This window comes from Chitinophaga sp. OAE865 (genome assembly GCF_040546735.1).
Taxonomy (GTDB): Bacteria; Bacteroidota; Bacteroidia; order Chitinophagales; family Chitinophagaceae; genus Chitinophaga; species Chitinophaga polysaccharea_A.
This window is the reverse complement of record NZ_JBEPOF010000001.1, coordinates 1,887,516-1,901,309: the sequence shown is the minus strand read 5'-3', so window position 1 is coordinate 1,901,309 and position 13,794 is coordinate 1,887,516. Positions and strand designations below refer to the sequence as shown.

Below are 13,794 nucleotides of genomic sequence, written 5' to 3'. Positions count from 1 at the left end.
CACTTGCCGGCATTGGATTATCCGTCCCTTCAGATAAGAAGGAGCCACTTGTTCCTCCTTATCTGAAGCCCGGCGATATCATTGGCATTACCTGTCCTGCGGGATACATTAACAGGGATGAAATACAACCTGCTATCCGGATTATGGAAAGCTGGGGGTTTAATGTACGTATAGGCAAAACCGTTGGCGACCGCGACTACAGCTTCGGCGGAACTGATGCCAAAAGGCTTGCCGACCTGCAGGCCATGCTGAACGATGATGATATAAAAGCAATTATGTGTGGCCGTGGAGGCTATGGCACCGCGCGGATCATTGACAAGCTCGATTTCTCGCACTTTCAGCGGAAACCCAAATGGGTGATCGGATTTAGCGATGCGACAGTACTGCATTGCCATATCGGACGGCATTTCGGCATAGCGTCCCTGCACTCAAAAATGTGCAATAGCTTCCCCGATGATTTCGGAAAATCAGATCCTGTTGTTCAGGATACCATCATGTCTATTTACCAGGCGCTTACCGGTAAAAAAATGCAATACACCGCATTGCCGGATACGCGTAACCGCAAAGGAAAAGCACGGGGCGTGATCACCGGCGGCAACCTCTCCATTATTCAAAGTATGTCGGGCACTAACTCTGAAATTGATACAAACGGCAAGATCCTGTTCCTGGAAGAAGTAGGGGAATATCCGTATAGCCTTGACCGTATGCTGGGCACCCTCCAGCGCTCACATAAGCTCGACAACCTCGCCGGTCTTATCATTGGCGGATTTAACCGCATTAAACCGGATGATCCCGGCGAAGAATTTGGCAGAACAGTATACGATATGGTGCTGGAAAAAGTAAAGGATTTCAATTATCCTGTGTGTTTCAATTTCCCCGTAGGGCATCAGAAAAATAACTATGCGCTTAAATGTGGTATGATGCATACCCTTTACGTAGGCGACGATACCGTTACATTAAAAGAATAATTACTTCACAAGAAAAGTGATGATAAACAACACTGCCAGTACATACATAACAGGACTGATGCTTTTGTACTGCCCGGTTAATACTTTCAACAATACGTAAGACAACATACCAAACACAATCCCTTCTGCTATGCTATAACTGTAAGGCATCATCACAATAGCTAAAAACGCAGGAATCGCTTCTGTTACATCGTTGAAATCTATTTTGGTAACAGCCCCCATCATCAGCATACCTACAATGATCAGCGCGGGTGCTGTAGCCGCCTGCGGGATCATGGCAAACACCGGGGCAAAGAACAGGGAAAGGAGGAACATTACAGCCACTGTAAGGGATGTTAAACCGGTTTTACCTCCTGCTGCAATACCACTGGCGCTTTCCACATAAGCCGTTACCACGCTGGTACCTAATAACCCTGCCGCAGTAGTGCCTACTGCGTCTGCCATCAACGCCTGTTTGGCGCGGGGCAGTCTTCCTTTCTCATCCAGCAGCCCGGCTTTATTACAAAGCCCTATCAGCGTACCTACAGTATCAAAAAGATTTACCATCAGCAGGGTGAAGAGGATCATCACCATATCTAGGCTGAATATCTTATCAAACTGCAGTTTGAAGGCTACCGGCGCCAGCGAAGGCGGAAGGCTTACCAGCTGGCCGTTTGCCGGGAAATGCGTAATTCCCAGCGGGATTCCTGCCACCGTGGCCGCCAGTATGCCGATCAGCAATGCAGCGTTCACATTACGGTACATCAGCACAGCGCTGACAATCAGCCCTATCAATGCAATAAGGGGGCCTATACTGGTAATGTTTCCCATTTTCAGGATCACTCCATCCAGTTTTCCGTTGCCCACATGGTGCATACCCGTTTCAATAATGCCCGCATTGGCCATCCCTATCAGTGCGATCAATAAGCCTATACCCACTGAAATGGCATGTTTCAGGTTCTCCGGTATGCTGTTGATGATCGCCTCCCGGATCCGGAACATCGACAAAAAAATAAAAATAATCCCCTCCAGGAACACGGCGGTCAGCGCAAATTGCCAGCTATAGCCCATAGAGGACACAATAGTATAAGCAAAAAAAGCATTCAATCCCATCCCCGGCGCCACGCCTATAGGCAGCCTGGCATACAACGCCATTACCAGCGTACCAATGGCTGCCGCCAGTGCCGTAGCAGTGATCAGCGCATTAAAATCCATTCCTGTGCGCGACAGGATACTGGGATTAACCGCCAGTATATATGCCATAGTTGAAAAGGTGGTTAACCCTGCCAGTATTTCTTTTTTTACAGTTGTCTGATGTTCGGTGAGATGGAAAAATTTTGCGAGCATAACGCAAAAATAAGCGTTTCACGATTTATCATTTTATGCTAATTTCATTCCTATGCAACAACGTTCGGGTGGATGGAAAGTGATCAATAACTGGCTGGGCGAAAAAGACCTGAAGCCCTTCAAATTCCAGGAGGATGCCTGGAAAGCTTACCTGCAGGGTAAATCGGGAATTGTAAATGCCCCTACCGGCTTCGGGAAAACCTTCTCCCTGTTCCTGGGAGCCGTTATCGCATGGATTGATGCGCACCCAAAGGATTATACCCGTAAAACAAAAAATGGCTTACAGCTTTTGTGGATAACACCGCTGCGCGCACTCGCCAAAGACCTGGGCAGGGCCATGGAAAGCGCGCTGCAGGAGCTCAATGTTCCCTGGCAGGTAGGCATCCGCAGCGGCGACACGCCTGTTTCTACCCGCGCAGCACAAAAAAAGCAAATGCCGGAAGTGCTGATCATTACACCGGAAAGCCTGCACCTGCTGCTGGCCCAGAAAGAATACCCCTCCGTCTTTAAACACCTGCACACCGTTGTGGTGGATGAATGGCATGAGCTCATAGGCAGCAAGCGCGGCGTGATGGTGGAGCTTGCCCTCAGCCGCCTGAGAGGACTGCGTGAAAACCAGCTGAAGGTATGGGGGATCTCCGCTACTATCGGCAACCTCGACGAAGCCATGGAAGTATTGCTGGGACCGTATCACAGCGATGGGCTTATTATCCGCGCCAAACTGAAAAAGAATATTGCCCTGAAAAGCGTGATCCCCCATGAAATAGAAAACTATCCCTGGGCAGGGCACCTGGGGATCAAAATGCTGCCACAGGCGCTTCCTGTTATCAACGACAGTCAAACCACGCTGATATTCACCAATACCCGGTCCCAATCTGAACTGTGGTACCAGGCGCTGCTACGGGAAGATCCCATGCTGGCCGGTGCACTGGCACTGCATCACGGGTCTATAGACATGGAACTGCGCATATGGGTGGAAGAAGCCCTGCACAACGGCATCCTGAAAGCGGTGGTATGTACCGCCAGCCTGGATCTGGGCGTGGATTTCCGGCCGGTAGACAGTGTGATACAGGTAGGCAGCCCCAAAGGAGTGGCCCGTTTTCTCCAGAGGGCCGGCCGCAGCGGGCATCAGCCCGGGGCTATCAGCAAAATTTTCTTTTTGCCCACACATGCATTGGAACTGGTAGAAGCGGCTGCACTGAAAGCAGCTATGGAACAGGATCTCATTGAAAGCCGGATGCCTGTGCTACTTGCCTATGATGTATTGCTCCAGTACCTGATGACACTGGCAGTATCCGACGGCTTTCATGCCACCGACATCTGGGAAGAAGTACGACATACCTTTTGTTATCAGCATATCACGGAAGATGACTGGCAGTGGCTACTCTCCTTTCTTACCACCGGTGGTGACGCCCTGGGCAGTTATGATGAATTCAAAAAAGTAGAACGGGAAGGTAATTTCTATATCTGCCGCAGCCGCATGATGGCCATGCGCCACCGCTTGCACATCGGTACTATTGTAAGTGATGCCATGCTGAAAGTGAAGTTTATGAGCGGTGGCTACATTGGCGTAATAGAGGAAAGCTTTATTTCCCGGTTATCTCCCGGCGACTCCTTTACGCTGGCTGGCCGCAACCTTGAATTTGTGCTGATCAAGGATATGACGGTACTGGTCCGCAAATCAAATTCGAAAAGATCCATCGTACCCAGCTACCAGGGAGGCCGTATCCCTTTGTCGTCGAACCTGGGGCGCATGCTCCGGGAAAAATTCAATGAAGCCTTATCAAGGAACACAAAAGATCCTGAGCTGATCGCCCTGCAACCGCTGTTCAATTTACAAGAAGAGCTGTCGCATATTCCCAAAGCAGGCGAGCTGCTGATTGAACAGATCAATACAAAGGATGGTTATCATCTTTTCGTATATCCCTTTGAAGGGCGACTTGTACATGAAGTAATGGCAGCACTGCTGGCCTACCGGATCAGCCGTATCCAACCCATTACTTTTTCTATGGCTATGAACGATTATGGTTTTGAATTGTTATCCGACCAGCCTATCCCCTTAACAGCCGAAAATGCCAAAGAACTGTTTTCTACCGAAAACCTGCTGACCGAACTGCAAACCAGTGTAAATGCCACGGAAATGGCCCGCCGCAAGTTCCGCGATATCGCAGTAATAGCCGGTTTAATATTCCAGGGCTATCCTGGCAAACACAAGGCCAACCGTCACCTGCAGTCATCAGCGTCGCTGCTGTTCAATGTGTTCAGGGATTATGATCCGCAAAACCTGTTGCTGAAACAGGCATTCAATGAAGCTTTCTTTTACCAGATGGAAGAAGCCCGGTTGAGGGAAACGCTGGAACGTATCGCAGTAAGCCGGATTGTGATCACCACACCGCAAAAGCTTACACCTTTCTGCTTTCCTATTAAGGTAGACAGTTTGCGTGATACCATGACCAGTGAAAAGCTGGAAGACAGGATCAAAAAATTGATCACGGTGAACGGCTAAGAAATCTCTAATTTGCACCTCATTAAAAAACAGTTGAACCAGTGGTTGGGGAAATATTTCACTTTCAGGAGCAGCATTGGCATTTATCGCCCCAGCGGGCAATTTTTTGGGAAGAAGAGAAAGCGCTGATCCTTTCAGATCTGCACCTGGGGAAAGCTGCTCATTTCCGGAAGGCCGGAATTGCAGTACCGGCGGGCATTGTACAGGAAGACCTTTTCCGGTTGCAACAGTTGATCACCCATTATCTGCCGGAGCGGATCATTATAGTGGGCGATATGTTCCATAGCCGGGAAAATAACGAAGTGCAGTATTTCAGGCTATGGCGGCAACAGTTTTCCCGGATCTCCTTCGACCTCGTAAAAGGTAACCATGATATCATGGCCGATGATGTGTACGAACAATTGCAGATCAACATACATCCTGCGCTTACCCTGCGTAACATTCATTTTATCCATGAGCCTTGTGAAGATAACAATGGCTTCGCCTATACTTTTTCCGGGCACCTGCACCCGGCTTTTGTAATGCAGGGTGCAGGCAGGCAACGACTGCGTTTACCTTGTTTTTATTTTGGCCGCCATTGCGGCATTTTACCCGCTTTTGGCCACTTTACCGGCTCGGCTACCCTTGACCCTGACGAAAGGGACCCCGTGTTTGTAATAGCCGGAAAATCGATTATACGAGCACAATGATAATTGCCAGTCACGATATATATACCCATCCCCTGCCGGCCGATCATCGCTTCCCGATGCTCAAATATGAACTGATACCTGCCCAGCTGCTGCGGGAAGGTGTTATTACACCCGGGCAGTTGTTCGCCCCTGAACCCGCCACAGAAGACATTATCCTCCTCACACACACCGCGGAGTACTGGCATAAGCTGCGGGATCAAACGATGGAACCGCGTGAACAGCGGAAGATAGGGTTCCCGCAGTCGCCCGCCCTCACCTTACGCGAAATCGTTATTACACAGGGCACCATTGACATTTCGCTGCATGCGCTGGATCATGGTATTGGTTTTAACGTGGCAGGAGGTACCCATCACGCGTTTGCAGATCATGGGGAAGGCTTCTGCCTGCTCAACGATTTTGCCGTAGCCGCCAATTACCTGCTGCACAGGCAACTGATCCGGCAGGCGCTCGTGATAGACCTGGACGTTCACCAGGGCAATGGTACCGCGGCGCTGTTTGCAGGTAACCCCCATGTATATACGTTTAGTATGCATGGCGCGCACAATTATCCCTTTCACAAAGAAGTGTCCGACTGGGATATTCCCCTGGCAAACAGTATGGATAACGGCGCCTACCTGCAATTACTTGAAGATGCTCTGCCTGTGCTGATTAACCGGGTAAAACCCGATATTGTTTTTTATCTCTCCGGGGTGGATATCCTGGAAACAGACAAGTTCGGGAAGCTGAAAATAACGCAGCAGGGCTGCCTTGAGCGGGATGAAATGGTTTTCCATTCACTGCGGCAACATCATATTCCCTGTGCAGTGGCCATGGGAGGCGGTTATTCCACCCATATCCGTGATATCGTAAATGCACACTGTAATACTTTCAGGGCCGGCATCCGTATTTACGGCTAAATAATTCTACCATCCTTCATCACCAGCTGACGATCGCTCATAGGCGCCAGCTCTTCATTGTGCGTAACAATGATAAAGGTTTGCTTCAGCTGATCCCGCAGTTCCATAAAAAGGTGATGCAGCTCCCTTGCGTTGCGGGAGTCGAGGTTACCGGTTGGCTCATCGGCCATTACCACGTCAGGATCATTGATCAGGGCGCGCGCCACGGCCACTCTTTGCTGCTCTCCGCCGGAGAGGGCGTTGGGTTTGTGCTCCAGCCGGTCTTTGAGGCCCAGCGTTTCCAGCAGGAACACGGCTTTTTCCTTTACCTGGCTTCTCCGGGTACCGGCAATGTAGCCGGGGATACAAACATTTTCCAGGGCGGTGAATTCCGGCAGCAGGTGATGGAACTGGAAAATAAAGCCAATATGACGGTTCCTGAAATCGGCCAGGGTATTTCCCTTTAAAGCCGTCAGATTGACATCATTCAGCCATATCTCCCCTGCAGTAGGCGTATCAAGGGTTCCGAGAATATGCAGCAAAGTGCTTTTGCCCGCCCCGGACGATCCTACGATAGTTACTATCTCTCCCTTACTGACAGTAATATCTACCCCTTTTAATATGGGTAAATTGGAATAATTTTTGGTGACATTGCGAGCGGTTAGCATAACCCAAAGAAAAGTAATTAACCGATAAAATAGTAAAAGTTGTTTATTTCAAATTAAATAATACTTTTGCGGAAAATTAAAAAGTAAAAATTTTAATAAGATGTACTGGACATTAGAATTAGCTTCATACCTGGAGGACGCTCCATGGCCAGCTACTAAAGACGAACTTATCGACTACGCCATTCGTTCCGGTGCACCGATCGAAGTAATCGAGAACCTTCAGGAGCTGGAGGATGAGGGAGAAATTTATGAGGGGATTGAAGATATTTGGTCTGATTATCCGTCGCAGGACGACTTCTTCTTTAACGAGGATGAATATTAGCCACTATCGCTTACCGCACACTCCCGTTTTACTATGACAAATAATTACTAAGCCGCTCCTGATAAGGAAGCGGCTTTTATTTTGGTATCTGCTGATCCGGCGATGCTGCAATGATGATGTCATCATCCGCCACATCGCCGGGCTCAATAAATAAGTATATTTATTTTTCCATCTGGTCGATCACTGGCTTGGAAACACCGGTGAAGGAGAAACCACCGTCGTGGAACAGGTTCTGCATAGTCACCATCCTGGTGAGGTCAGAGAACATGGCCACAGCATAGCTGGCGCACTCGTCTGCAGTGGCGTTACCCAATGGGCTCATTTTTTCTGCATAAGACATAAAGCCATCGAAACCTTTCACACCGCCACCTGCAGTTGTTTTAACCGGCGACTGGGAGATGGTGTTTACGCGTACTTTCTTGTGTGTGCCATAGTGGTAGCCGAAACTGCGTGCAATTGACTCCAGCAGGGCTTTGGCATCTGCCATTTCACCATAGTCCGGGAATACACGCTGAGACGCGATATAAGACAATGCAATAACAGAGGCCCATTCATTCAGTGCATCCAGCTTATAGGCTGTTTGCAGCACACGGTGCAGCGACATTGCAGAGATATCAAATGTTTTGTGATTAAAATCGTAATCAAGATCAGTATAGCTTCTGCCTTTACGGATGTTCATACCCATAGCAACGGAATGGAGAATGAAGTCGATCTTGCCTCCAAAATGCTCCATGGATTTGTTGAACAGGTTGGTCAGATCATCCATATTGGTAACATCAGCCGGAATAACAGGTGCTTTACAGGTTTCCGCCAGTTTGTTGATCTCACCCATACGCAGGGCAATAGGGGCATTGGTAAGCACAATTTCAGCGCCTTCTTCCACGCAACGCAGTGCTGTTCTCCAGGCAATAGACTTGTCGTCCAGTGCGCCAAAGATGATACCTTTCTTCCCTTTTAATAAGTTATGAGCCATTTGGTCAAAAATTAATTTCGGCAAAAATAGTCGTTATAGTTGAAAAAAAAAGCTGTTAGCTGTCTGCAACGGCATTTAGATGGTTTTATACCAGCTAAAGGCAATCTGCTAAAGGCTAACAGCTGTTATGGAAAGGCTGTTGTTAATGTACAGCCAGCATTTCACGTGCATTTTCCAGCGCGGCAGCGGTGGGCCGCTCTCCGCTCAGCATCTGGGCGATCTTATTTACCCGTTCATCCGGCGATAACAAACGTACACTGGTAGTTACTTTATCAGCTTTGGCATCTTTATACACGAAGTAATGTGCATCTGCTTTGCCCGCAATCTGCGGCTGATGAGTGATACAGATGATCTGGTGCGATTTGGCAAGGCCTTTCAGGATAACTCCTACCTGGCGGGCCGCTTCCCCGGAAATCCCTGTGTCGATTTCATCGAAGATCAGCGTGGGTAACGCTACTGATTGCGCTACAAGCGACTTGATACATAGCATAATGCGGCTCAATTCACCACCGGATGCCACCTTGCCTACCGGTGCAAACTGGTTGCTCTTATTGGCGTCAAACAGGAATTCGATAGTGTCCTGTCCATAGGGATTGAGCTCTCCGGGTGTGATAGCCACTTTCAGACGGGCATTGGGCATACCTACCTGTGCAAGCAGGGTATTCACATGTTTTTCAAAAGGCCCCGCCTGTTCCTGGCGGTGACCGGTAATAACGCCGGCTGCTTTCATAAGGTTTTCTTTCAGCCGCGTTTGTTCCTGCTCCAGCGATGCCAGCTGCTCATCCAGGTTCAATACATCGTCTACCTTCTGTGTCAGCATTTCCTTTATAGCCAGCAGTTCACCCGTGGTATGTACGCCATGTTTCTTGAATAACCGGTAACCCAGCGCCATCCTTTCATTCACCAGTTCTATCCGTTGGGCATCGTATTGTACATGATCATTAATACTTTCCACTTCCCCGGCGATATCCTGAAGCTCCAGATAGGCAGATAACAGGCGTTCAGCCACTGCCGGTACATCTTTATGAAAACCTGACAATCCCTGCAGTGACGACTGCAGTTGCTTCAGCTGCTGCAGGATAGGTTGTTCATCTTCTTTCAGCTGAAAATAAACACGGTTGAGGGTATTCTTGATCTCTTCCGCATGACTTAATGTTTGCAGCTCCGCTTCCAGGTCTTCTATTTCGTTCGGATCAAAACCCGCTTCCGCCAGTTCATCGAGGAGGAAACGGTTATAGTCCAGCTCTTTGTTTGCATTATCACGGTTGTCCAGCAGTTGTTTATATTTCTTCTGTACCTGTGTGTACTGAATAAACTCCTGGTGGTATTGTTGCAGTTCCGCGGGTTTGTTTACCAGTGCATCGATCACTTCCCTCTGGAAATCGGCATTGCCGAGCGCCAGCGTATCAAACTGCTGGTGCAGGTCTACCAGGTAGCCACTGAGCTCTGCCAGCTGGGAGATATTCACCGGCGTATCATTTACAAAGGCCCTTGACTTACCTGCGGCACTTATTTCCCTTCTTATGATCAGCTGGTCTTCCAGATCCAGTTCATGTTCCTGGAAGAAATTGGCCACCTGTGATTTTTTTACTTTAAAAAATCCTTCTATGATGCATTTGCCGGTTTTATCGAACAACACCCCGGGATCCGCTCTTTCTCCCAGTATCAGGGAAAGGGCCCCGAGCAGAATAGATTTACCTGCACCGGTTTCCCCGGTGATCACGTTCAGGTTTCCTGAAAAGTCCACTTCCAGGTGATCGATAATTGCGTAGTTCTTGATGGTTAATCGCTGTAACATAAGTAAGGAAATTCCTTTATGATGTTGAAAGCTCAGGTTCCGTTGACCCGCTGCATGCCTGCTTTGGCACGCTGGTCAAGGGAGTTTTTATAATCATGGCCTTTCATGTTCAGACAACGCTGATAACATTCTATGGCTTTTGTTTTATCGTTTCTTTTTTCATAAATGTAACCCATTTGAAGGGAAGCGCGTGCCGCATAATATTCCGGCCTGTTGCTGCCTACTTTTATGGTTACTTCATACATGGCAATAGCCTGATCGTCTTGCCCGCTTTCGTCGTAAATGCGGCCCAGGCGGTAGGCATATTCAAGTTTATCTTCCATTGCCGGGAACTCTGCAGCTTTTTTTGTAAGCAGCAATGCCAGCGCCTTGGTGAAATACCCGCCATCGCTCAGTAAACGTACCCGCAATAAGAAGGGGTTAGGCCATTTGCCGGTTTTGGCTTCCTTCAATGCCTGTTTATCTGCATCCGTTTCCAGCCCGCCTTTTGTAAGGATCAAAGCCCGGTATTTATCTGCCGCAGCCTGGTTCCCTTCCAGGTAGTAGTACCAGCTGAGCCGCTGCAGGCACTCCTTCACATAAAACTTGCCTTTGAAGTTATTGACAAACCGTTCCAGGTAAATGTGCGCATCCTGGTCTAACCTGGTAAGTTTCAGTAAGCCCATTACATAGTTGTAATACTGGATATCCGCATACTCGGCTGTATCATTACGCTCCTGAAGCACTTTTATCCCGGTGGCAGCCTTCTGGTTGTTCAGCGACAGGTTTGCCACCATTAAAGCAAACAGGTAGTTATTTTTTGTATCCAGCTGTTTTCTTTGCAGGAATTCCCACGTTTCTTCCGGTTTATTCACAATAAACAACATCAGGTAGCAATAATAATAGTAGGATTCTTCCCGGAACATCTTCGCTTCCGGCGCATTGCTCTCAATGAACTTGTTCACATTGGCCATTCCTTCTTTCATACTGCCTTTAAGGCCCAGGATATTGGTGATCCACTTATATCCCTCCGGAATGGTCCCGAATACGGTTTGCATAGCGCCCAGCAACAGGTTATTGGGCACAAAACCGGGAAACCGCTGCTGGTTTTCTTTCAGCATCATATATGCTTTCCGGATCTCCCAGGTGGCATCCCATTTTTCGTCAAACTTTATTTTGATCAGCGCCCACTGGAATTTAATAGCCGCCTGTGTGTACAGGTAGTAAGGAGAATCCGGTGATCCTTCCGCCATTTTATTCAGCCGGAACGATCGCAGGCTCCTTTTCTTTGAATACTCTGCGGGATCTTCATTAAAGAAGAGCGGGAAAAAATCCGCATAGTTATCCAGGAAATAAGGCGCCAGGTTATCCGGGTGCTCTTTTTTCTCTGCTTCCAGCAAAGCCCGTCCGGTGTTTAACCTCAACTGCATGATAGCATCATACGCCTGCTCACAGCGGGTATTAAAATCAAAAACTTTCTGCCTGGCGCTCACGTTAAATCCGACGCTCAACAATAACAACAAAGAAAAAATAATACGCATACGGGAAAAATTCCTGAATTAAAGGCCAAATCTCTCATAACATCTTCCAAATCCCAAATAACACTTCACATTTTTTAAAGTTGTATTGTTTAGCTAATTCCCTGCCACAAAATAAAAGAGTTACTACGCAAGGTACCTGCGCAAAGGCAACCATCACAAAGCTAATATAATTAGTAAAACAAAACTAAATAAATTAGTATATTTTTTTATACACATACGCCAATAAAAAAAGGACATCCTCAGATGTCCTTTCAAAATGTTTATGCCGGGATGGTTAGATCGTCACGGTAGCTTCAAGATCATTATCCACCAGGATACGTCCGCAGTGTTCACAAACGATGATCTTTTTATGCTGACGGATTTCCGCCTGGCGCTGAGGAGGGATGGCATTAAAGCACCCGCCGCAGGAATCACGCTCTACAGTTACCACAGCCAAACCATTGCGGTAGTTTTTACGGATCTTTTCGTAAGCCTGTAATAAACGGGGATCTACCTTGGTTTTAGCTTCTTCACTTTCTTTGCGGAAAGCTTTCTCTTCTTTATCTGTTTCGCCGATGATCTTTTCCAGTTCGCCTTTCTTATGCTTCAGGTTCGCTTCTTTATCCGCCACCGCTTTCTTGGCTACTTCCAATACGCGGCTTTTTTCCTTGATCTCTTCGTTAGCGTCCTTAATATGCTTTTCAGCCAGCTTGATTTCCAGCGCCTGCATCTCCATTTCTTTGGTGATGGCCTCGAACTCACGGTTATTCTTCACATTATCCTGCTGCTTCTCGTACTTCTTGATCAACGCTTCCGCTTCCTTGATGGCGTTCTTCTTGCTGGCAACAAAGTCCTGTATACCTTTCATTTCATTCTCAATGTGAGACTGACGTGTATTCAGGCCTTCGATCTCGTCTTCCAGGTCTTTTACCTCCATCGGCAACTCCCCTTTCAGCACCTGGATCCCATCCAGCTTGGAATCAATCTTTTGCAATCTGAGTACAGACGCTAATTTTTCTTCAACGGAGTATTCTTTTACGGTTGCCATGTATTATAAATAATTTACCGGGTTTGTTTTAATCGTAGATTTAAGAGGCGCAAAATTACGGAATTTTTCGGTCAATATATGATAAAATAATTCCACAGTGAACTGCTCGCTCTCAAAATGTCCAATATCTGCTATAATTAATTGATTATCAGCATCAAAAAATTCGTGATACTTAAAATCGGCGGAAATGTAGGCATCTGCCCCTGCAGCTATCGCCTGTTTTAACAGGAAACTGCCCGCTCCCCCACATAACGCTACTTTCTTTACGGAACGCCCTCTCAAAGGGGTATATCTCACACAACCGGTAAGGAACTGCTTTTTCACAAATTGTAAAAAATCCAGCTCATCCATTGCCTCCGGCAAGATGCCAATCAATCCCGAACCCACCTGCTGATAAGCATTTTCCAGGCTTATCACATCATAGGCCACCTCTTCATAAGGGTGGCTACCCAACAGCGCCTGTAAAATTTTTCCTTCCAAATATACCGGAAAAATTACTTCCAACTTTATTTCAGCTTCAAAATGTCTTTTACCAGGCGTACCCACATAAGGATCTGTGCCCTCGGCCCCCCGGAAGGTACCCTCACCGGCGCTGTTAAAACTGCACTCGCTGTAGTTCCCGATGTGACCGGCGCCTGCTTCAAATAAAGCAGCCCTCACTATCTCCACATCTGCCACCGGCACAAATGTGTATAACTTTTTCAGTAATCCCCGTTTGGGCTGTAATACACGGGTTTGTTCCAGCCCCAGTTTAGCCGCCATCTGCGCACATACCCCGTTACGAACATTATCCAGGTTGGTATGTGCCGCATAAACAGCTATATCGTGTTTAATAGCCTTAATTGCCACCCGCTCCACATAGGAATTCCCATTGATCTTCTTTAATCCCCCGAAAACAATCGGATGATGGGCTATCACCAGGTTACATCCGTTTGCTATGGCTTCATCAATCACCTCCTCCGTTGCATCCAGCGTGAGCAGGGCATTGGTGACCTCCACATCTGCACGCCCGAAAATCAGCCCGGCATTGTCGTAACTCTCCTGGTACTGCAAAGGCGCAAACTGTTCAATGGCCTGTATGATCTCTTTTATCTTCATATCTGCAAAAATTAATGGTTCATT

Annotated in this window: 12 protein-coding genes; 5 read left to right on the top strand and 7 right to left on the bottom strand. The window is 47.7% G+C overall.

The window, feature by feature from the left end; translation table 11 throughout:
• Nucleotides 1-107: 107 nt before the first annotated feature.
• On the top strand, nt 108-968 hold the full coding sequence (locus ABIE50_RS07965) for a S66 peptidase family protein (RefSeq protein WP_502913958.1): 861 nt from the start codon (nt 108-110) through the stop codon (nt 966-968).
• Here the strand turns inward: ABIE50_RS07965 and ABIE50_RS07960 are convergent, their stop codons facing one another.
• A complete protein-coding gene (locus ABIE50_RS07960; protein ID WP_209864887.1) occupies nt 969-2,294 on the bottom strand; it encodes an NCS2 family permease in 1,326 nt (441 codons plus the stop codon). It lies immediately after the preceding gene.
• Nucleotides 2,295-2,346: 52 nt separating this feature from the next.
• Here ABIE50_RS07960 and ABIE50_RS07955 point away from each other — a divergent pair, with 52 nt between their 5' ends.
• From ABIE50_RS07955 to ABIE50_RS07945, 3 genes are read left to right on the top strand one after another with little or no spacing between them, the layout of a single operon-like run.
• Nucleotides 2,347-4,800 (top strand): ligase-associated DNA damage response DEXH box helicase, encoded by a 2,454-nt coding sequence (locus tag ABIE50_RS07955; RefSeq protein WP_209864889.1) that lies wholly within the window; start codon nt 2,347-2,349, stop codon nt 4,798-4,800.
• 41 nt (nt 4,801-4,841) lie between these two features.
• A complete protein-coding gene (gene pdeM / locus ABIE50_RS07950; protein ID WP_209864892.1) occupies nt 4,842-5,489 on the top strand; it encodes a ligase-associated DNA damage response endonuclease PdeM in 648 nt (215 codons plus the stop codon).
• The gene (locus ABIE50_RS07945) at nt 5,486-6,385 is read left to right on the top strand and encodes a histone deacetylase family protein (RefSeq protein ID WP_209864895.1); all 900 of its coding nucleotides are present in this window, start codon (nt 5,486-5,488) and stop codon (nt 6,383-6,385) included. Before pdeM ends, ABIE50_RS07945 begins: the two co-directional genes overlap by 4 nt.
• Here the strand turns inward: ABIE50_RS07945 and ABIE50_RS07940 are convergent.
• Nucleotides 6,382-7,032 carry an ABC transporter ATP-binding protein gene (locus ABIE50_RS07940; RefSeq protein WP_209864897.1) on the bottom strand — a complete coding sequence of 217 codons (651 nt, stop codon included), beginning with the start codon at nt 7,030-7,032 and terminating at the stop codon, nt 6,382-6,384. The genes ABIE50_RS07945 and ABIE50_RS07940 overlap by 4 nt on opposite strands.
• Before the next feature lie 100 nt (nt 7,033-7,132).
• On the opposite strand from ABIE50_RS07940, the gene ABIE50_RS07935 reads away from it, so the two are divergent.
• Nucleotides 7,133-7,354 carry a DUF2795 domain-containing protein gene (locus ABIE50_RS07935; RefSeq protein WP_012794455.1) on the top strand — a complete coding sequence of 74 codons (222 nt, stop codon included), beginning with the start codon at nt 7,133-7,135 and terminating at the stop codon, nt 7,352-7,354.
• Between the two features lie 160 nt (nt 7,355-7,514).
• Here the strand turns inward: ABIE50_RS07935 and ABIE50_RS07930 are convergent, their stop codons facing one another.
• The 5 genes from ABIE50_RS07930 to ABIE50_RS07910 all read right to left on the bottom strand — a co-directional run bounded on the left by ABIE50_RS07930 (nt 7,515) and on the right by ABIE50_RS07910 (nt 13,770).
• A complete protein-coding gene (locus tag ABIE50_RS07930; RefSeq protein WP_142683665.1) occupies nt 7,515-8,327 on the bottom strand; it encodes an enoyl-ACP reductase FabI in 813 nt (270 codons plus the stop codon).
• Between the two features lie 142 nt (nt 8,328-8,469).
• Nucleotides 8,470-10,125, bottom strand: coding sequence for a DNA repair protein RecN (gene recN, locus ABIE50_RS07925; RefSeq protein WP_209864900.1), 1,656 nt, complete (start codon nt 10,123-10,125; stop codon nt 8,470-8,472).
• Between the two features lie 32 nt (nt 10,126-10,157).
• Nucleotides 10,158-11,645, bottom strand: a complete 1,488-nt coding sequence (locus ABIE50_RS07920; RefSeq protein WP_209864903.1) for a tetratricopeptide repeat protein — start codon at nt 11,643-11,645, stop codon at nt 10,158-10,160.
• 274 nt (nt 11,646-11,919) lie between these two features.
• The gene (locus ABIE50_RS07915; RefSeq protein WP_142683668.1) at nt 11,920-12,672 is read right to left on the bottom strand and encodes a zinc ribbon domain-containing protein; all 753 of its coding nucleotides are present in this window, start codon (nt 12,670-12,672) and stop codon (nt 11,920-11,922) included.
• A 3-nt stretch (nt 12,673-12,675) separates the two neighbouring features.
• Nucleotides 12,676-13,770, bottom strand: coding sequence for a Nif3-like dinuclear metal center hexameric protein (locus ABIE50_RS07910; protein WP_209864917.1), 1,095 nt, complete (start codon nt 13,768-13,770; stop codon nt 12,676-12,678).
• Nucleotides 13,771-13,794 lie beyond the last annotated feature (24 nt).

Excerpts from the sequence above, each read along its gene's own strand:
- ABIE50_RS07940 (WP_209864897.1), bottom strand. The coding sequence starts at position 7,032 with ATGCTAACCGCTCGCAATGTCACCAAAAATTATTCCAATTTACCCATA.
- ABIE50_RS07945 (WP_209864895.1), top strand. The coding sequence starts at position 5,486 with ATGATAATTGCCAGTCACGATATATATACCCATCCCCTGCCGGCCGAT.
- ABIE50_RS07930 (WP_142683665.1), bottom strand. The coding sequence starts at position 8,327 with ATGGCTCATAACTTATTAAAAGGGAAGAAAGGTATCATCTTTGGCGCA.
- ABIE50_RS07935 (WP_012794455.1), top strand. The coding sequence starts at position 7,133 with ATGTACTGGACATTAGAATTAGCTTCATACCTGGAGGACGCTCCATGG.
- ABIE50_RS07960 (WP_209864887.1), bottom strand. The coding sequence starts at position 2,294 with ATGCTCGCAAAATTTTTCCATCTCACCGAACATCAGACAACTGTAAAA.
- ABIE50_RS07920 (WP_209864903.1), bottom strand. The coding sequence starts at position 11,645 with ATGCGTATTATTTTTTCTTTGTTGTTATTGTTGAGCGTCGGATTTAAC.
- ABIE50_RS07915 (WP_142683668.1), bottom strand. The coding sequence starts at position 12,672 with ATGGCAACCGTAAAAGAATACTCCGTTGAAGAAAAATTAGCGTCTGTA.
- ABIE50_RS07955 (WP_209864889.1), top strand. The coding sequence starts at position 2,347 with ATGCAACAACGTTCGGGTGGATGGAAAGTGATCAATAACTGGCTGGGC.
- ABIE50_RS07910 (WP_209864917.1), bottom strand. The coding sequence starts at position 13,770 with ATGAAGATAAAAGAGATCATACAGGCCATTGAACAGTTTGCGCCTTTG.
- recN (WP_209864900.1), bottom strand. The coding sequence starts at position 10,125 with ATGTTACAGCGATTAACCATCAAGAACTACGCAATTATCGATCACCTG.